Here is a 17,784-nt window from a genome sequence, read left to right on the forward strand (position 1 = left end):
TGACTCCTCTCATACGATTCGATATTTATTATAGCATAGATACGATTACTTTTTAGGCAGCTCGTTAAATTTAAATAATTTGTTCAAAATCACTTCCCAGGCCAGTTCTCTCTTTTGTTCTATATGACCAGGCTGCCGCTGATAAGGTAAGCTTAATTGAGAGTCACAGCTAGAACAACAGTCACCGGGATATTCGTTGAGTTCTTCGTTAAAATAATTCAATAGCATTTTTCGTTTACATCTGTCTGCAGAAGCATACTGAACCATGACACTCAACTGTTGTTTTTTATACCGTTTTCGTTCTGATATACGATTTAATGCTTCATTGATATCTATATTTTGTTTTATAAAGTATTTTGCGAGTCTGGTTTTGCTGTCATCATTCAGAGCTTCCAGTGCCTTTGGATGTCTATAGGCATATCTCAATTCGTTCTCTTCAGGCAGTGACTCTTCCTGCAGCCTATTCTGAAGATATTCATCCCCGTTCTCATAAAGGAGCAGCGCAATGCCGCCTTTCCTGTCTCTGCTTGCCCGGCCGATTTCCTGAAGATACATTTCTGGATTTGCTGGCATATGATAGTGGATCACGTACCTGATATCGGGTTTGTCGATCCCCATCCCAAAGGCACTCGTTGCACAGATGATATCCATCTCGTTCGTCAGAAACTGTGCCTGTATTTTTTTCTTGTCTTTTGCTTCAATATCACTGTGGTAACTTTCAGCAGTATATTCGGTGGTTTCTCTGATCCTTCTGGCGATCGCATCTGCACCTTTTTTACTGGAAAAATATATGATGCCTGAACGTCCGAATGCTTCGATCGCATTAAAGAGCCTGGTATCTTTATCTCCCGTACACTGTTCCACTCTTAATTGTATTGATGGACGATCAACAGAATAAATCACTTCCTTTACCTTTCCATGGAGATTCAGATTTTCGATGATTTCATCTCTGACCGTTTTCACAGCAGTCGCCGTCAGCGCCATAGTCAAAGGATCATTTAAATGGTTTCTTAACTCTCCCAGTTTCAGATAATCGGGGCGAAAGTCCATACCCCACTGAGAAATACAATGCGCTTCATCTACAACAAGCAAAGAGACGGTCAAGTTCTTCAAGTGGTCAAGAATCCACTCCTGCTGCAGCATCTCCGGCGACATGAAAATGAACTTATACGTATGTAGAGAGCTGACGACCAGCTTTTTTTCCTTTTGAGACATAAAACTGTTCAAAGCAACGACTGACTTCTCCCCGTTCTTTTTCATCGTTTCGACTTGGTCTTCCATAAGAGAAAGCAGTGGCGAAACGATAAGCGTAGCTCCGGGCAGGAAATAGGACGGCAGCTGATAACAAAGTGACTTCCCTGTTCCTGTAGGCAACATGACCAGAGAATGATATCCAGTCAAAGCCGTTTCGATCGCCTCTTTTTGTCCCGGCCTGAATGAAGTAAAACCGAACCTTGATTCGAGCCTCTCATACATCTGTTTTTCAAGTAAGTCATCCATAACGTCGCATCCTTTCGATCTCGACTAAACGAAAAGTGAAAAAATCCAGATCATCGATCAGAGTTTTCGCTTCAGCATATTTCACCGAGGGATTTGTTTCAAGTAATTCATGGCAGGCAGTAAAGTGTTGAGCTCGGATATACCGTTTAAAGTACGGCCAGTCGGTTATCAGAACGCATTCCAGTATGTGCTCTTTAATGGTATTGGCTTTCAGTTTTCTTCTTCTGGCAATTTCTTCTATGCCCTTACCTTCTTCAAGCAGATGCTTTGATATTCTTGCACTGTGACTTAAGCCCTCCTCACAATCCATATGGGTCGTTTCCCATAGTGACTTAAGCAGAGGATATCGGTCTCCATCTAATCGAGCTGATTTGTAACTGAGCTGATCAATGAAGACGGCATAGTGTTTTTGGGATAATCCAAATGTTTCCTGCATCTGACGGCTGGTACTCCCGCTGACATTGTAACCAGTGAGATGGCCGGCAATAAAGTCAGCCTCTTTGGGCAGCAACGTCTGGAAGAAGGCTCTCAGCTCTTTGAACCAGTCTGCAGTCAATTCATCCATTGACCTCCCCTGTTCTCCCAGCCACTTTTTCAGGCTTTGCTGATCATCCAGTGACGAAAGATAAGGCAGGTAATGCTTATTATTATTACTGTACTCTGAGAAGACCTGTGTTGTGAAAATCAGACGATGCCAAAAAAGCGGCTTAGTCGCCGAATAGCGCAACTGATCCAATTCGTTGTTCACTGGAAAAGCATCCGTAAAATTTTTTTGACTTTCGCCCCCTTCGCAGTCTGGCACAGACTCCCTTCATTCAAATCAACGAGCTCGTTCTCAAGAAGAGTATTTGTCAGACTCTCCCATTCTTTTAAAGAAAGATCCGGAAATAGGCCAAACAGAGTGTAGAGCTTATTTTTCTCAACATTAAACAGGACTGAAGGGGTACGCTTTCCTCCCGCGATTAGACTGAGCTGTTTAGCTGTCACACGCGTTTGCTCGTTAAACAAACTCAGTATGAATTTGAAAATAAAATCTTCTCTCACTCTTATGACACCTCCGCGGATATCCTTGCATATTTGATTCCTATTATAACATTATTTCAAGAATGTCTTAATGAGAAATATGACTTTTGTCAAAACAAAAAAAGAGAACAAACCATACCTTGAATCAATCGGGTATGATTTATTCTTTTTTAGAAAAAGTTTTTTTAATTAGTGCGTTTCATTAGCGACCATTCTGTGCGCCCGCTTTTTTTTATATTTTTTCTTCGTTTTATCCAGCCAAGGTTTAAGTTTGCTAAAGGCAACGTAGAAAACAAGTCCAACCAGTACACCTTTGATCAGGTTAAAAGGAACCACGGCTAATAGTAGATACGTACGCATAGGACCGACATCGAATCCCATAACAGCCATATAGGCTGGAGCAATAAACAGCCAGTTCAGTACCGACATCATGACTGTCAAGGACAACGTTGATGAAAAGATACCCGCTATTTTATTTTTTAACGATGAACCATGTTTGATGAGTACAAGGTAGATCGGCAGTGTAAACGAAACTGAAGCTATAAATGCCGCAGTATCACCGATCGGGAATCCCATTTCTCCACCTTTTTGGGCATAGGATAAGAGTGAGCGAATAAACGCAATCGTGATTCCTGCTGCTGGCCCATATACATACATGCCGAATAACACGGCTAAATCACTGAAATCCACCTTCAAAAATGGTGAACCAGGCAGTACCGGAAAAGCTAACATGGATATCACCCAGGCTAATGATGCTAACATGGCGACACCTACTAATTTCTTCGTCTTGCTGTTTGACATAATAAATCCTCCTGAAAGGATTCATCCTACTTAGGGTGAACTCCACTGAATACCACTGACATGCTGCTGCCCCCGAAAGATGAAGAAACAAAAAAACTCTGCTTGTCTCCATATTTCAGGAAGCAAACAGAGCTATAGACAGATTTATATTCAGTCAAAAAGCTCCATCTTCTTTATCCAGACTATACTGTCGGTACTGGAATTACACCAGTTCAGCAATTTTACTCGCTCGTGGACTATACCACCGGTAGGGATTTGCACCCTGCCCCTGAAGATGAATCATAATTATTTTATTTTCACTACTTATTATAATGGAATAACAGAATTAGTCAAGTGTTTGAATTGACATCCCGGTCACTCTTCTGAATCGTCTTCCTCGTCAGACATAGGGATGTGGATGATAAAGGCAGAACCTTCACCAAATGTCGACTCCACTTCAATGAATCCACCATGAGCTTCAATGATATTCTTGACCAGAGACAAGCCGATACCTGTTCCTTTGGCATTGGACGAATAATTATTCCGAGACTTATCTGCTTTGAAAAACCGGTCAAAGATATATGGCAGATCGTCTTCGGGTATGCCTGTCCCGGTATCCTTAACGATCATCACCACTTCATCCAGTTCTTCTTCTTTAAGCAGCTGAAGGGTGACGATTTTTTCACTTTTCTCTGTCATGCTGGTATGTCTGATTGCATTATTGATCAAGTTCACAAAAACCTGATCCATCTTATCTTTGTCAAGCATCTGGTGGATCGTTTCTTTCGGCGCTTCCATCTGGAGTGACACCTCAACATCACTCGCCATATTATCAAAACGGAACAGAAGATTACGCAGATAACTGTTCATATTGACTTCCGTCTTCTGCAATTCAATATAGCCGGCTTCCATCCGTGACAAGTCCAGCATTTCGTTCACCATCCGGTTCATACGCTGAGATTCATCTCGAATGATCTGAGCCATTTCTTTCTTTTCTTCTATGCTTTCCGCTACGTCATCGAGTATGGCTTCACTATAGCCCTGGACCATCACTAGAGGGGTACGTAATTCATGAGAGATATTATTGATAAAGTCGACTCTCATCCTGTCCAGACGATGTTCCTTAGTCAGATCTTTTGTGGAAACGACCAGACCACGGAGATCCTGGCTTTCACTTTCCAGTAGAGGCAGCACAGTCACCACATAATACGTTTCTTCCATCTCAATGGTAAACTCGACCGATGCTTTCTCTTGAATGACTTCATCCAGTTTTGCTTCTATATCAACAAATTCATCCTGATCTGAAAAATTCGATTCTTCGATCTGATAATGTGTGAGAAACAGATCACCAACAGGATTGGATAACAGAAGCGTTTTATCAGAATCGTAATAGATGATCCCGGTCTCGATATTATCCAGTATATGAGACAATAATTCTTTTTCCTGTTTAACGACCATCCGGTTCGTCTCAAGAGAATGTCCCATCTTATTCATCGCCATGGCCAGCTCAGACAAGTCATCCCGTCCTGAGATCGGGAGCTGATGACTGAAATCATCCCGCGCAAAGTCGAAAGCGATATTAGTCATGGCGTTGATCGGTTCTGAAACATTTCGTTTAAGGTAGATATAATAATATACAGCCGCAAAGATATGCGCCAGCACAAGACCGGTAAGCAGATAACTGATGCGTCTTTCCAGCGTTACGAGAAAAGACAAGTCTGCCCAGGAATACAGCAGCGCATCTTCCCCATCGATGACCGTTGGCTGTATGTGAAAGACATAGGGGATCGTAGCATCGTATTCGTCATTTTGGTCTGAGCGCATCTTAACGGACTCACTGGAATCAATAACGTCCATGATCCCTGGTTCCTCAGCGATCATTTCCTGTTCCTGTTCATCAAAGGGTAAGACCCACTCATCGTCGTTCGGGGTGTAAGTATCCTCCAGTAACAAGGCGAAATTCACTTGTGAATGAAAATTATTGATCGGCTCGATATTTTCCAATAAAAAATGCGGATCCGCAGTTGCCAGGCGTTCCACATTTTCTATGATCTGTTCATATTCATCCATATAGTTCTCTTTGATCTCCTGAGAATAGAAAACACCGTAAAATACAGTTGTGAAGACGAATGACAATAACGTGATCCCAAACGTAATGAGCCAGATCCTGATTGCCACTACATTTATCTTCATACGCTTACTCCTCTTCGTCTGGATAAGAATTCAGTTTGTACCCTAATCCCCAAACGGTTTCGATCATCTTAGATGCGACTTCTGATTCCTTTTTGAGCTTTTCTCTCAGACGCTTGATATGTGTATCCACCGTCCTCAGATCTCCGAAGAATTCATACTTCCACACTTCTCGGAGCAGCTGTTCCCTTCCAAAAATCTGATCCGGCGACGACATGAGATAATGCAGCAGGTCGTACTCTTTAGGCGTCAAATTGACCGATTTCCCGTCTGCTGTTACTCTTCTGGAATCATTGTCGATTTCCAGATGAGGCAATGTCAATGTATCTGAAACATCTCCGTTCGTTCCGGCAGGCGATTCACTTTTTGTCCGTTTGATAATAGCGGCCACACGCAGGACGATTTCTCTTGGACTGAATGGCTTGACGATATAATCATCCACACCCGCTTCAAAGCCCTGTATACGGTTCAATTCTTCCCCTTTCGCCGTCAGCATCATGATCGGGGTTTCTTTTTCTTTTCTGATTTCTTCTGCTACCTCAAGTCCGTCCATTTCCGGCATCATGACATCCAGAAGGATCAGATCATAATCATTTTCGAGAGCCAAATCCAAAGCTTTTTGTCCATTTTCAGCTTCTTCAATGCTGTAATCGGCTTTTTCCAAATACATTTTTAGTAGTCTTCTGATTCTATCTTCATCATCAACTACTAGCAATTTCTTTTTGTTGTCTTGATTAGTCTCTTCGGTCACGTTTAGACACTCCTCTAATTCATACTTTAGTCATTGCTAGTATCTCTTCTGTTCAGCAAATATCATCTATAACTATTATAACGAATGCGCTTTGTTTCCGCCAATATATTCGCTTTTAAGAGTTTTCTTTAACGAGCTGTTTCAGCTTGTTCACTTCAAATGTTTTCAGTTCACGCCATTCTCCAGACTGCAGCCCTTCAGTCGTCAAGAAGCCATACCGGTCTCTATTCAGTTTTTCAACAGGATGCCCCACTGCCTTAAGCATTTTTTTGACCTGATGATTTTTTCCTTCGTGAATGGTCAGCTCGACCATACTCTTATTCTTTTTGATATCGATATCTATAATCCTCGCCTTTGCAGGACGCGTTTTGTAGCCATCGATTTCCAGCCCTTTTTCCAGTTTTGAAATGGATGATTTATGAATAAGTCCCTCTACTTTAGCGATATACGTTTTCTCTATCCCGTATTTGGGATGAGTAAGCTGGTTGGTCAGTTCACCGTCATTCGTTAATAAAAGCACACCAGTTGTATCGTAATCCAGACGACCAACAGGATAAACGCGCTGATCGACGTGAGAGAAAAAGTCGACCACTGTTTTTCTGCCTTTAGGATCATCAGCACTTGAGATGACTCCTCTAGGTTTATTCAATATGAAATATAATTTTTCTTCTTTAGTGATCGGAACACCGTCTACTGCGATCGTATCCGCATGACTTACATTCAGCCCCATCTCGGTAACCACTTTACCATTAACTTGTACTCGGCCTTCTTTGATCAATTTTTCTGAGCCTCTACGGGAAGCGATTCCCGCATGTGCCATAACTTTTTGTAGACGTTCCATAATAATCTCCTTTAAAATTCTAATTCTTCATCAAATAAACGCTGATTTTCAATTTTTTCTTCGACTTCAAGTTCAGGTAATTCTGTCAGATCGTTCAATCCAAAATAATCCAGGAAATAGTCGGTCGTACCATAAAGTACCGGACGTCCGGGCGCCTCCACACGTCCTATTTCTTGAATCAGATTTCTTAATTTCAGTTTCTGAAGACTTGAAGACAATTGAACGCCTCTGATATCTTCGATTTCCATTCGCGTGATCGGCTGCTTATACGCAATAACGGCTAAGGTTTCAACTGAAGCCTTGCTTAATTTTTTCGATAAAGGAGACTGAGCATACTGTTCGATGACCGCTGAAAATTCTTTCTTCGTGACCAGACGATAGGTTTCTGCGGTTTCTATAAGCTTGAGACCACTGTTTTCCTCGTTCAAGTAACGTTCAGATAGTTCTTCAAGACACGCTTTAACATGCTCGGGGGTCGATTTGGTCAACTGAGCCAAATCATTCAGCCTCATCCCCTCTTCCCCGGCTATGAATAATAAAGCTTCATATGTAGCAAACTCATTCATCTGGCTGACTCAGTCCTTTCTCCTCCTGCTGTACACGTGATAAATAAATTTCACCAAAGCTCTCACTCTGTTTGATGATGACCCGGTTGTCTTTCATCATCTCCAGTAGAGCCAGAAAGGTGACGACATATTCTCTTTTGGTCGGTCTGGAAAAGAGCAGTCTAAAAGGAATGGCCTGTGTGCTTTTCAGCATCCTTCTTTCAAGCCACTCGATTTTCTCATTCACTGTGATTTCTTCCAGATCGATCGTGCTGGGTGCGGGATCCAGCCATTCTTTTCTTCTAAACATTTCACCAAAAGCTCCAATAAGATCTCTCAGTTCCAGTTCTCCCGCTTCCATAGGAACAAATTGCTGGAAATGGGTCAAGTCTTCATGTGGTTTCGAGTAATGCTGCTCCCTGGTTTTCCGGTGCTCATTAAGTTTAGTCGATGCATATTTTATCTTGCGATACTCGAGGAGTTTCTGCTGAAGATTCTCGATGGAATCTTCTTCAACGGCATACTCTTCCCCTTCTTCTTCCCATGATTCATTTCTTGGAAGAAGCAGTTGACTCTTGATCGACATCAGAGTAGCGGCCATGACAAGATATTCCCCTGCCACGTCCAGCCGGAGCATCTGCATGGCATGGATATAATTTAAATACTGTTCAGTTATTTCTTTAATGGGGATATCATAGATATCTATCTCCAGTTTATTGATCAAATGAAGCAGCAAATCAAGTGGACCTTCAAATATATCCAAGTTTACTTTCCATTTTTCGCTCATTCGGATTCCTACTTTGTTGTGTTATTGATGATCTGTTCCTTTTTGCCATTTCGTAACAATCGAGGCCGTTTCAAGTGTACCGACAATACGCTTCGATGCATAGATTTTTGACAGCGCCGTCAGCATACGGTATGCCATCCCTTCTTCACGATAGGAAGGATTGACCGCAATGTGTCTCAAGAGAACGATTTCTTCATCCTCTTCTATACCGACAACACCGGCTAAATCTCCTGTTTCCTCACTTTTCCATAAAAACAGCTGCCTGTTATCTTCCTGATTGTACCATTCCATTTCCTTTGTCAAACGAGCTGTCTCTTTTAAATCAGGAACGTAGGACAGTAATCCCATCGTTATTTTCTGATAATCAGCTTTATATCTGATGAGCATAAAAGCCCTCCTATTTTAGTTCCAGTTTTCCATACTATTTTCCAGCTTCAGGAAATCCTGAACTGTTTCTCGTCGAATCGCTAAAAAGTCTTTCCCGTTTTCTACAAATACAACAGCTGGTCTTGGAAGACGATTGTAATTGCTGGCCATAGAATAGCCATAAGCACCCGTACTGAAGACAGCAAGGATATCATTCTGGTCCGGCTGCGGTAAGGTGATATCCCAGATCAGCATATCTCCGCTTTCGCAGGCTTTTCCGGCAATAGAGACTTTTTCTTCTTCCTCTTCGTTGACTCTGTTTGCCAATACGCCTGTATACTCCGCCTGATATAAGGCTGGTCTGATATTATCTGCCATCCCACCGTCAACAGACACATATTTTCTGATCGAGGGGATCGTTTTTTGCGTTCCAATGGTATACAGGCTCGTCCCTGCTTCGCCGACGATACTTCTTCCCGGCTCGATCCAGATCTCGGGTAAGACCAAATCATTCACGTCTGCATGTTTTCTCACAGCACTCATAATAGCTTTTGCATACTCATCCAGCGGAAGAGGAGCATCTTCATCCGTGTAGCGTATACCGAATCCTCCACCTACATTCAGAACATCTAATTTAAAGTCATAGGCCTCTTTCCACTCTTTAGCTTTACCTATAAGTTTCTCTATCACTACTTGATATCCGTCGACCTCAAAAATCTGAGAACCGATATGAGCATGCAGACCGATCATATTGATCCTGTCAATGGACTTGATCTCTTTGATGGCTGCTTCGACCTGACCGGATGCCAAATCAAAGCCGAACTTAGAATCTGCCTGTCCAGTTGTGATATATTCATGCGTATGTGCTTCTACACCTGGAGTGACTCGTATCAGGACATCCACTGTGGCGTCGAGTTTCTCTGTAAGCTCTTCGATCATGCCGATTTCATAGAAATTATCGATCACTATGCAGCCGATCTGTTCGGATATAGCAGCTTCCAGTTCTTCATGTGATTTATTGTTTCCATGGAAATGAATACGCTCTTTTGGAAAGCCAGCTTTTAGAGCTAAAAAAAGTTCACCACCGGATACAACGTCCAGGGATACATCTTCTTTAGCCAGTATTTCATAAAGAGCCAGCGAAGAGAACGCTTTACTGGCATAAGCAACCTGCGTTTTGTTTTCATACGTTTTAAAGGCTTCTTTAAATGCACTGATTTTCTGTTTGACCAAAGAGATATCATAGACATTGACAGGCGTACCGTATTTATTGACGATATCTACTGTATCCACACCATCAATGACTAAATGATTCTGACTGTTGACTTCCATGTTGCTCATCATTCGTTTATTATAAGTCTGTTTATTCATCATTTCCCACATTCCTTGTTAAATTGGTTGTTTACAACGAAAGAAAATCATTCATGATAATCATACCTACTTATCACTCAAAAATCAAACAGATACTGATATACAGACAGAGAAAGAGCGAAAGCTTCTACACTTTCGCTCTTTCTCCCGATATGACTTAGTCCAAACGGTTTAAAGTTTTGAAATGACTGATTTGACTAGGGACTTAAATGTCTCTCTTACACGTGTGGTGACTTCTACCACTTCGTCGTGATTCAGATTTTCCTGCATGCCTGCAGCATAGTTCGTGATACATGAAATACCTGCAACTTTAAGACCGGCATGATTAGCAACGATCACTTCAGGCACAGTTGACATACCGACAGCATCTCCGCCTAAAGTACGCGCCATTCGGACTTCAGCTGGCGTTTCGTACGTCGGACCTGAAAAGCCCATGTACACACCTTTTTGAACGTTGATGTCCTTTTCAGAAGCTGCCTCTTCAATAAGACGCTGATATTCTTTGTTGTAGGCACTGCTCATATCAGTAAATCTTGGACCTAGATCGTTATCGTTCGGCCCGTGCAGCGGGTTCACACCGATCATGTTGATGTGATCAGTAATGATCATCAGATCGCCTGGTGTAAAGTCTTCATTTACTCCGCCTGCGGCATTCGTAACGACCAGTGATTCTACGCCAAGAGCTTTCATTACTCTGACTGGGAAAGTAACTTCCTGCATGGAATAGCCTTCATAGTAGTGGAAACGTCCCTGCATAGCCAGGACTTTTTTCCCGCCGAGGTCACCGTAAACCAGCTGGCCGGCATGTCCTTGAACTGTGGAAACAGGGAATTCAGGGATATCTTCATAAGGAACAACAACAGCATTTTCTGCTTCGTTTGCCAGCTCTCCTAAACCGGATCCCAGGATCAGTCCTATTTCGGGTTTTTCCATCCCTTTAGATTTAAGGAATGAAGATGCTTTCTCAATTGCTTCAGTATATTTTTCAGTCATTCATTTTTCTCCTTTTAAATATTTATTTTAGTTTGCCGAGGAAGCTGTCGCCGAAACCAGTGGCTTTGACGTTGAAGTTGTCTGCGATCGTTGCACTGATATCTGCAAACAGTCCCTGAGGTAATTCTTCTCCAGTATTAAATTTTGGAGAATAAATCAGAACAGGAACGTACTCTCTCGTATGATCTGTTCCAGAAGCTGTCGGATCGTTACCATGGTCAGCCGTAATGATCAGAAGATCGTTATCTTCTAGAGCATCATAGATTTCCGGCATGCGGGCATCGAAAGCTTCCAGAGCGTCTCTATATCCTTCAACATTCCTTCTGTGGCCGTAAAGAGCATCAAAATCAACAAGGTTAGTAAAGCTCATACCGTTGAAATCTTTTTTCATGACTTTCAACAGCTGGTCCACACCATCCATATTGGATTTCGTACGTACAGATTCTGTAATGCCTTTGCCGTTGAAGATATCATTGATCTTGCCGACTGCAATGACATCTTTACCGTCTTCTTTAAGAGAATCCAGTACCGTATCACCGAAAGGACTTAATGCATAGTCGTGACGGTTGCTTGTACGATTGAAATCACCAGGTTCGCCCACATATGGACGGGCAATGATACGACCGATCATATAAGGATCATCTTTTGTGATTTCTCTGACATATTCACAGATCTCGTATAGCTCTTCCAGAGGGATCACCTCTTCATGTGCTGCGATCTGGAGAACAGGGTCAGCAGATGTGTAAACGATCAGGTCACCTGTTTCCATCTGGTGTTCACCGAGCTCATCAATGATCTCCGTTCCAGACGCCGGTTTGTTGCCGACGACTTTTCTTCCTGTGTGCTCTTCGATCTGCTTGATCAAGTCATCAGGAAAGCCATCAGGGAAGACTCTGAACGGTGTTTTGATATGCAGACCCATTAATTCCCAGTGGCCCGTCATCGTATCTTTACCTACAGATTTTTCTTCCAGTTTTGTATAGTAGCCTTTTGCTGAATCGACGGGATCGATCCCTTTTAAAGGTGCAATATTTCCTAAACCTAAAGACTGCATGTTCGGGACACTTAAGCCTGCCTCTTCTGCAATGTGGCCTAACGTGTGTGCGCCTTCATCATTGAAATCTTTAGCATCGGGTGCTTCACCGATACCGACTGAATCTAAAACGACTAAATGGACACGATCAAAATTCATAAAAAAACTTCCTCCTTTTATTTTCTCATACTTTTAGAATATATGTTTCTTCTTAAGAATGCAAGAATGACGCGGTGTTCAGCGCTTTTATGATAACATTTTTAGATTACACTCATTATTACTGTCAAGCCCTCGGATGGTAGGTCGTATAGACATCTTTCAGTCTGTGCTTGGTTATGTGTGTATAGATCTGGGTCGTAGAAACATTCGCATGGCCCAAAAGCTCCTGTACCACTCTCAGATCCGCACCATTCTCAAGTAGATGAGTGGCGAAAGAGTGTCTCAGCGTATGTGGCGTGATCGATTTTTTCAACCCGGCTTTTTGAGCGATTTTTTTTATGTTTTTCCAGACACCCTGCCGGCTTAAAGGGCTTCCACGAGAATTCAAAAAAATAACAGCAGTCTCCTGCTTCGCTTTTCCCAGCAGTTTCGGTCTGGTCGTGGTCATATAGTAGTCCAGCCACTTACAGCCCATATCACCGATGGGTATCAGCCGTTCTTTGTTTCCCTTGCCGACTATTTGAATGAGCTTCATGGACATATGAATGTCATTGGTCGTCAACTCTATCAATTCGGTAATGCGCAGGCCCGTGGCATACATCACTTCCAGTATCGCGCGATCCCTAATACCTAAAGGTCTGGTGGTGTCTGGTGTCTGCAGGAGCTGATCGATCTGCTGCATGGATACGATTTTAGGCAAGCTATCTGCCTTCTTAGGCGTTTTCACGTACAGCATGGGGTCTTCCTGCGTATATCCTTCCTGTTTTAAGTACTGATGAAATTTTCTGATACTAGAAAACATACGGATGATCGTATTGTCTGCCTTATTCATGTTCTTCTGATCACTGAAATAAGCGAGAAGGAGATAGCGGTCTATCCCCTCCCACGACATTATTTCATGTTCATCCAGGTAACTGATGTATTGTTCGATATCTCTCCTGTAACTGTTGACTGTATTAACAGATAAGCCTTTTTCGATTTTAAGAAAGACGATATAGTCATCAAATGGTTCTCTATTCAACATACACTCAACCTCATTTACTCAATTGGTTACTGGTACAATTGCTGCAAATACCGTGGAAAGTCAGGCGATGATCTTTCACTATAAAGTGATATTCCTTCTCGATCTCCATTTCGATTTCTAGGAGCATATCATTTTTCACTTCTTCGATCTTCCCGCATTTCAGACACAATAAGTGGTGGTGTTGATGTTTACCACCATTCATATTGAGGTCATATCGAGCGATTCCATCCTGAAAAGTCAGCTTATTGATGATCTGAAGCTCGGTCAGGATCTCAAGCGTACGATAAACTGTCGCCAGTCCGATACCGGCGTTTTTTGATTTCACCAAAAGGTACACTTCTTCGGCACTCAAGTGGTCTTTTTCCTTTTCAAGCAAAACCTCAACGGTCAGCTCTCTTTGAGGGGTCAGTTTGAACCCTGCCTCTTGCAATTTCTTTTTTATTACTTTAAACGAAGAGTCTAATTTATTCATGCCGAACTCCCTTAGATTATATTGATTCTTATCTATACCCTGCTATACCTATTCCTCATTAGAATAAGTATAAAAGAATATCTCCAAAGTCTCAACCTGTTTATTGTTCATCTGCGGGATCTTTGATCAATTTTGTACCTTCTTCGTCCTGAGTGACTAACCCTTTTTTCATCAGTCTGCCGACAGCACGCTTAAATTGTCCCTTACTGATCCCGAATTGCTTTTTGATAAGCTCAGGCTCCGTTTTATTATGGAATGGGATACGACCATCTTCAGAACGTTTCAGCATCTCAAGCAGCATAAGTGCATCATCTTCAATGACTTCATGCGCCCGCGGTTGTCTGGAAGCATAAAGGACGCCGTCTTCTCTTACCCCGATGATCCGGCCTGAAACTTCCTGACCTAGTCTTGGCTCCTGATCCTGTTCACTCGGATGAACAAACAGAATGTATTTGTCTTCTGTAATAATGTAGGTCCCGCTTTTCTTAAGATGGAAGACGATACCCGTAACATCCTGATTATGCATTTGTTTCGTGCCTTCGACGTAGTCTTCAAAGAATTTTTCTTCGTCTGCCAGATCACCCCATATGCGATCCTTGTCATCTACTTTAATGGAAACGAAGAGCTTATCCCCTTCTTTTGGCCAGAGACGCCCTTCTGCAGGCAGATCATCCATGGAAACGACAACATCCTTATCCTGCCAGTTTACATCTACAAAAACGCCTAATTTTCTGTTCACCTTGACGACTGTCCCCCAGCCGAACGTTTCTTTATTGATTTCAGGGAGATCCGTCGTAAATACTGCCTGATCCTGTTTATCGATATATACAAATCCTTTTAATGTATCCCCAACAGAAACCTCATCTTCTGAAACGACTCTGTATGTGATCCCATTCTTCTGCACAAATGCTTCTTTATCATTTTTGTCTGTGACGATAGCTGTAATGATTGTTGCCAAATCTTTATTCATGTCTGTCTCCTTTTTGTAACTATAAAGTAAAAATAAAAAATGAGACAATGATTGAATGTCATTTCGAAGATGCTCAAGAACATCAATCCTACGAATTCTATCAACCATTGTCTCATTTATAACTTATTTTTCTAGTTTAATCGGTGGATTAAATTGCTGTAGTTGCGCCACGGTAGATAATACCACGACGAGCATCGACAGTGATCAATTCATCCTGTTCGATCAATTCTGTTGCATTTTCAGCAGAAACGATAACTGGGATACCCATAGCAATACCGATCACGGCTGCATGTGAAGTCAGTCCGCCTTGTTCTACTACGATAGCAGCAGATTTCTCGATTGCCGGCAGGTAATCCTTATCTGTGCTCTTCACGACTAAAATGCCGCCTTCGATTGCACGTTCGATCGCTTCGTCAGCTGTTTCAGCCACGATCGCTTTACCGATAACTGATTCAGAACCGACACCTTGGCCGCTTGTCAGTTTTGATCCGATCAATTGGATCTTCATGACATTCGTAGTTCCGCGTTCTCCAACAGGTACGCCGGCTGTAATAATGATCAGATCGCCTTCTTTAGCAAAGCCTTTTTCAACTGTTGTTTGAGTGGCCAAGTTGAACATATCATCAGTTGATGTAGGTTTTTCTGAAACAGTCGGTTGAACGCCCCACTGCAGAGCCAAACCTCTTGCTGTTTCTTCGCTGAATGTTACGGCTAAAATATCAGCTTTTGGTCTGAACTTAGAAATCATACGTGCAGTGTGTCCGGATTCAGTCGCTGCAACGATCGTATGGATATTCAGATTTTTTGCTGTATGTCCGACAGCTTGACCGATCGCTTCTGTCATGTCGTTTCGGTCATACGCTTTAAGAGCAAAGGCGTCCTGGTTGACCAGTGACGATTCAGTACGTATAGCAATGTTGTACATGGTCTGTACTGACTCAACAGGGTAGTCTCCGGCAGCTGTTTCACCAGAAAGCATGATCGCATCTGTTCCGTCAAAGATAGCGTTAGCGACGTCTGATGCTTCTGCTCTTGTCGGGCGAGGGTTGACCTGCATGGAGTCCAGCATTTGAGTAGCAGTAATGACCGGTTTGCCGGCATTATTACATAGAGAAATCATGCGTTTCTGAACGATCGGCACGTCCTCTGTTGGGATTTCCACGCCTAAGTCACCACGGGCAACCATCAATCCGTCAGCAATAGCCAGGATTTCTTCAAGGTTGTCTACACCTTCCTGGTTCTCGATTTTAGGAATGATCTGAACATGCATTTTGTCTTGTTTTTCCAGAATTTCAGTGATTTCCAATACATCTGACGGACGTCTTACAAATGAAGCAGCGATATAATCAACATTGTTGTCTAAACCAAACTGAATATCTGAACGGTCTTTTTCTGTCAGACCAGGTAAGTTAACTGAAACGCCAGGTACGTTTACACCTTTTTTGTTTTTCAGAACACCTGTATTCTGGGCTACAGTCACGATTTCACCTTTATCGTGTTCAATATCTGTCACTTGCAGGTTGATCAGACCGTCGTCAAGAAGAATGCTTGAGCCAGGTGTTACATCATTGATCAAGTCCGTATAAGTGACGGAGAATTTTTCTTTTGTTCCTTCAACTTCTGACATAGAAATACGTACTGTATCTCCTTTTGTCAAAGTGATCGCGCCGTCTTTCATGTTATGCGTTCTGATTTCAGGACCTTTGGTATCCAACATGATACCGACCATTTTACCCGTTTTTTCAGAAGCTTTGCGGATATTTTCAATACGGGCTAAGTGCTCTGCGTGATCTCCGTGAGAGAAGTTCAAGCGTGCAACGTTCATTCCTGATTCGATTAACTTTACCAGTGTATCTAATGATTCACTAGCCGGACCTATGGTACAAACGATTTTTGTTTTTTTCATACGTTAACTCTCCTATATTTATATTTTTTAAATAGTAATGATGATTTAAAGTTCTAAACAAGTATAGCGCTGATCAGTTTGAGATTTCCTCATTCAGCTTATACAGGTCCAGGTTTGGTTTATGCTTCATATTGTCTAAGGTATCTACGATATCTCTGACTACATATTCTTCTTTATCCAACCCTATGCATACGCCGCCATGTCCGTCTTTAAGGGCCTCGACAGCTTTAGCACCGAACTGAGAAGCCAGAACTCTATCTCTTGCTGTAGGAGAACCACCCCTTTGTACGTGTCCTAAAACAGTTACTCTGACATGGAAATTATCGATCGCATCCAGTTTCTCAGCAAACTCCTGACCGTCCATAACGCCTTCGGCCAGTACGATGATCGAATGCTTTTTACCTTTTTCTCGACCGACGCGGATCGTTTCCGCAACTTCGGTGATATCAAATTCCTTTTCAGGAATAATGATCTGCTCAGCACCACTGGCTACGCCTGACCATAAAGCGATATCTCCCGCATCTCTTCCCATTACTTCAATAACGAACGTACGGATATGAGACGTGGCTGTATCTCTGATTCTGTCAAGTGCCTCAAGCACTGTGTTGATCGTCGTATCGAAACCTATTGTATAGTCCGTTCCAGGAATGTCATTATCGATCGTTCCAGGCACGCCGACACAAGGGTACCCGTGTTTAGTCAGTGCGTAAGCACCTCTATATGATCCGTCTCCACCGATGACAACTAACCCTTCTATCCCAAAGCGTTTAAGTTGTTCGATACCTTTTAATTGTCCTTCTTCTGTAGCAAATTGAGGATAACGCGCGGAATAAAGGAATGTTCCTCCACGCTGGATCATATCACCTACATCTCTTCTGGTCAGTTTTCTAATGTCTCCAGCTACAAGTCCGGCAAAACCATAATTAACACCGTAAACTTCCATACCTTCATGAAGTGCTTTTCGGACAACTGCCCGAATAGCAGCATTCATTCCCGGAGCGTCTCCTCCACTTGTAAGAACTCCAATTCTTTTCATCTTTATATCCACCTTCAATGCAATTTTTCTTTCCACA

At 42.4% G+C, this 17,784-nt stretch carries 18 protein-coding genes and 1 riboswitch; all 18 genes read right to left on the reverse strand.

The genetic code is table 11. From position 1 onward, the window contains the following. Positions 1-45 precede the first annotated feature (45 nt). The 18 genes from AB4027_RS07360 to pfkA all read right to left on the reverse strand — a co-directional run bounded on the left by AB4027_RS07360 (position 46) and on the right by pfkA (position 17,747). A complete protein-coding gene (locus tag AB4027_RS07360; RefSeq protein WP_368644870.1) occupies positions 46-1,500 on the reverse strand; it encodes an ATP-dependent DNA helicase RecQ in 1,455 nt (484 codons plus the stop codon). Next, positions 1,493-2,248, reverse strand: a complete 756-nt coding sequence (locus tag AB4027_RS07365) for a helix-turn-helix domain-containing protein (RefSeq protein ID WP_368644871.1) — start codon at positions 2,246-2,248, stop codon at positions 1,493-1,495. Before AB4027_RS07365 ends, AB4027_RS07360 begins: the two co-directional genes overlap by 8 nt. Beyond that, positions 2,245-2,544, reverse strand: a complete 300-nt coding sequence (locus AB4027_RS07370) for a hypothetical protein (RefSeq protein ID WP_368644872.1) — start codon at positions 2,542-2,544, stop codon at positions 2,245-2,247. The genes AB4027_RS07365 and AB4027_RS07370 overlap by 4 nt, the downstream gene beginning before the upstream one ends. A 168-nt stretch (positions 2,545-2,712) precedes the next feature. Continuing rightward, the gene (locus tag AB4027_RS07375) at positions 2,713-3,327 is read right to left on the reverse strand and encodes an ECF transporter S component (protein WP_368646415.1); all 615 of its coding nucleotides are present in this window, start codon (positions 3,325-3,327) and stop codon (positions 2,713-2,715) included. 159 nt (positions 3,328-3,486) lie between these two features. Further along, positions 3,487-3,604: riboswitch (FMN riboswitch) on the reverse strand. A gap of 74 nt (positions 3,605-3,678) precedes the next feature. Further along, on the reverse strand, positions 3,679-5,496 hold the full coding sequence (locus AB4027_RS07380; RefSeq protein WP_091485846.1) for an ATP-binding protein: 1,818 nt from the start codon (positions 5,494-5,496) through the stop codon (positions 3,679-3,681). A 4-nt stretch (positions 5,497-5,500) separates the two neighbouring features. After that, positions 5,501-6,244 (reverse strand): response regulator transcription factor, encoded by a 744-nt coding sequence (locus AB4027_RS07385; protein WP_281282294.1) that lies wholly within the window; start codon positions 6,242-6,244, stop codon positions 5,501-5,503. Between the two features lie 115 nt (positions 6,245-6,359). Beyond that, positions 6,360-7,085, reverse strand: a complete 726-nt coding sequence (locus AB4027_RS07390; protein ID WP_091485848.1) for a pseudouridine synthase — start codon at positions 7,083-7,085, stop codon at positions 6,360-6,362. A gap of 11 nt (positions 7,086-7,096) precedes the next feature. Continuing rightward, positions 7,097-7,651, reverse strand: coding sequence for an SMC-Scp complex subunit ScpB (scpB, locus tag AB4027_RS07395; RefSeq protein WP_091485851.1), 555 nt, complete (start codon positions 7,649-7,651; stop codon positions 7,097-7,099). Then, entirely contained in the window at positions 7,644-8,417 is a 774-nt protein-coding gene (locus AB4027_RS07400; RefSeq protein ID WP_091485854.1) for a segregation/condensation protein A, read from the reverse strand. The genes scpB and AB4027_RS07400 overlap by 8 nt, the downstream gene beginning before the upstream one ends. A 21-nt stretch (positions 8,418-8,438) precedes the next feature. After that, positions 8,439-8,804 carry a GNAT family N-acetyltransferase gene (locus AB4027_RS07405; protein ID WP_091485857.1) on the reverse strand — a complete coding sequence of 122 codons (366 nt, stop codon included), beginning with the start codon at positions 8,802-8,804 and terminating at the stop codon, positions 8,439-8,441. Between the two features lie 15 nt (positions 8,805-8,819). After that, positions 8,820-10,154: a diaminopimelate decarboxylase gene (gene lysA, locus AB4027_RS07410; RefSeq protein ID WP_368646416.1), complete on the reverse strand. Its 1,335-nt coding sequence runs from the start codon at positions 10,152-10,154 to the stop codon at positions 8,820-8,822. A 171-nt stretch (positions 10,155-10,325) separates the two neighbouring features. Further along, positions 10,326-11,147 carry a purine-nucleoside phosphorylase gene (locus AB4027_RS07415; RefSeq protein ID WP_368644873.1) on the reverse strand — a complete coding sequence of 274 codons (822 nt, stop codon included), beginning with the start codon at positions 11,145-11,147 and terminating at the stop codon, positions 10,326-10,328. Positions 11,148-11,169: 22 nt separating this feature from the next. Then, positions 11,170-12,339 (reverse strand): phosphopentomutase, encoded by a 1,170-nt coding sequence (gene deoB / locus AB4027_RS07420; RefSeq protein WP_368644874.1) that lies wholly within the window; start codon positions 12,337-12,339, stop codon positions 11,170-11,172. A gap of 124 nt (positions 12,340-12,463) precedes the next feature. Beyond that, positions 12,464-13,363, reverse strand: coding sequence for a site-specific tyrosine recombinase XerD (gene xerD, locus AB4027_RS07425; RefSeq protein ID WP_368644875.1), 900 nt, complete (start codon positions 13,361-13,363; stop codon positions 12,464-12,466). Positions 13,364-13,373: 10 nt separating this feature from the next. Next, positions 13,374-13,835, reverse strand: a complete 462-nt coding sequence (locus tag AB4027_RS07430; RefSeq protein WP_368644876.1) for a Fur family transcriptional regulator — start codon at positions 13,833-13,835, stop codon at positions 13,374-13,376. 100 nt (positions 13,836-13,935) lie between these two features. Continuing rightward, complete coding sequence (locus AB4027_RS07435) at positions 13,936-14,805, reverse strand: S1 RNA-binding domain-containing protein (protein WP_091485870.1); 870 nt, start codon at positions 14,803-14,805, stop codon at positions 13,936-13,938. A gap of 148 nt (positions 14,806-14,953) precedes the next feature. Further along, positions 14,954-16,711, reverse strand: a complete 1,758-nt coding sequence (gene pyk / locus AB4027_RS07440; RefSeq protein ID WP_368644877.1) for a pyruvate kinase — start codon at positions 16,709-16,711, stop codon at positions 14,954-14,956. Positions 16,712-16,784: 73 nt separating this feature from the next. Continuing rightward, a complete protein-coding gene (gene pfkA, locus AB4027_RS07445) occupies positions 16,785-17,747 on the reverse strand; it encodes a 6-phosphofructokinase (protein ID WP_368644878.1) in 963 nt (320 codons plus the stop codon). Positions 17,748-17,784 lie beyond the last annotated feature (37 nt).

The sequence above is a fragment of the Alkalibacterium putridalgicola genome (assembly GCF_040959045.1).
Taxonomy (GTDB): Bacteria; Bacillota; Bacilli; order Lactobacillales; family Carnobacteriaceae_A; genus Alkalibacterium; species Alkalibacterium putridalgicola.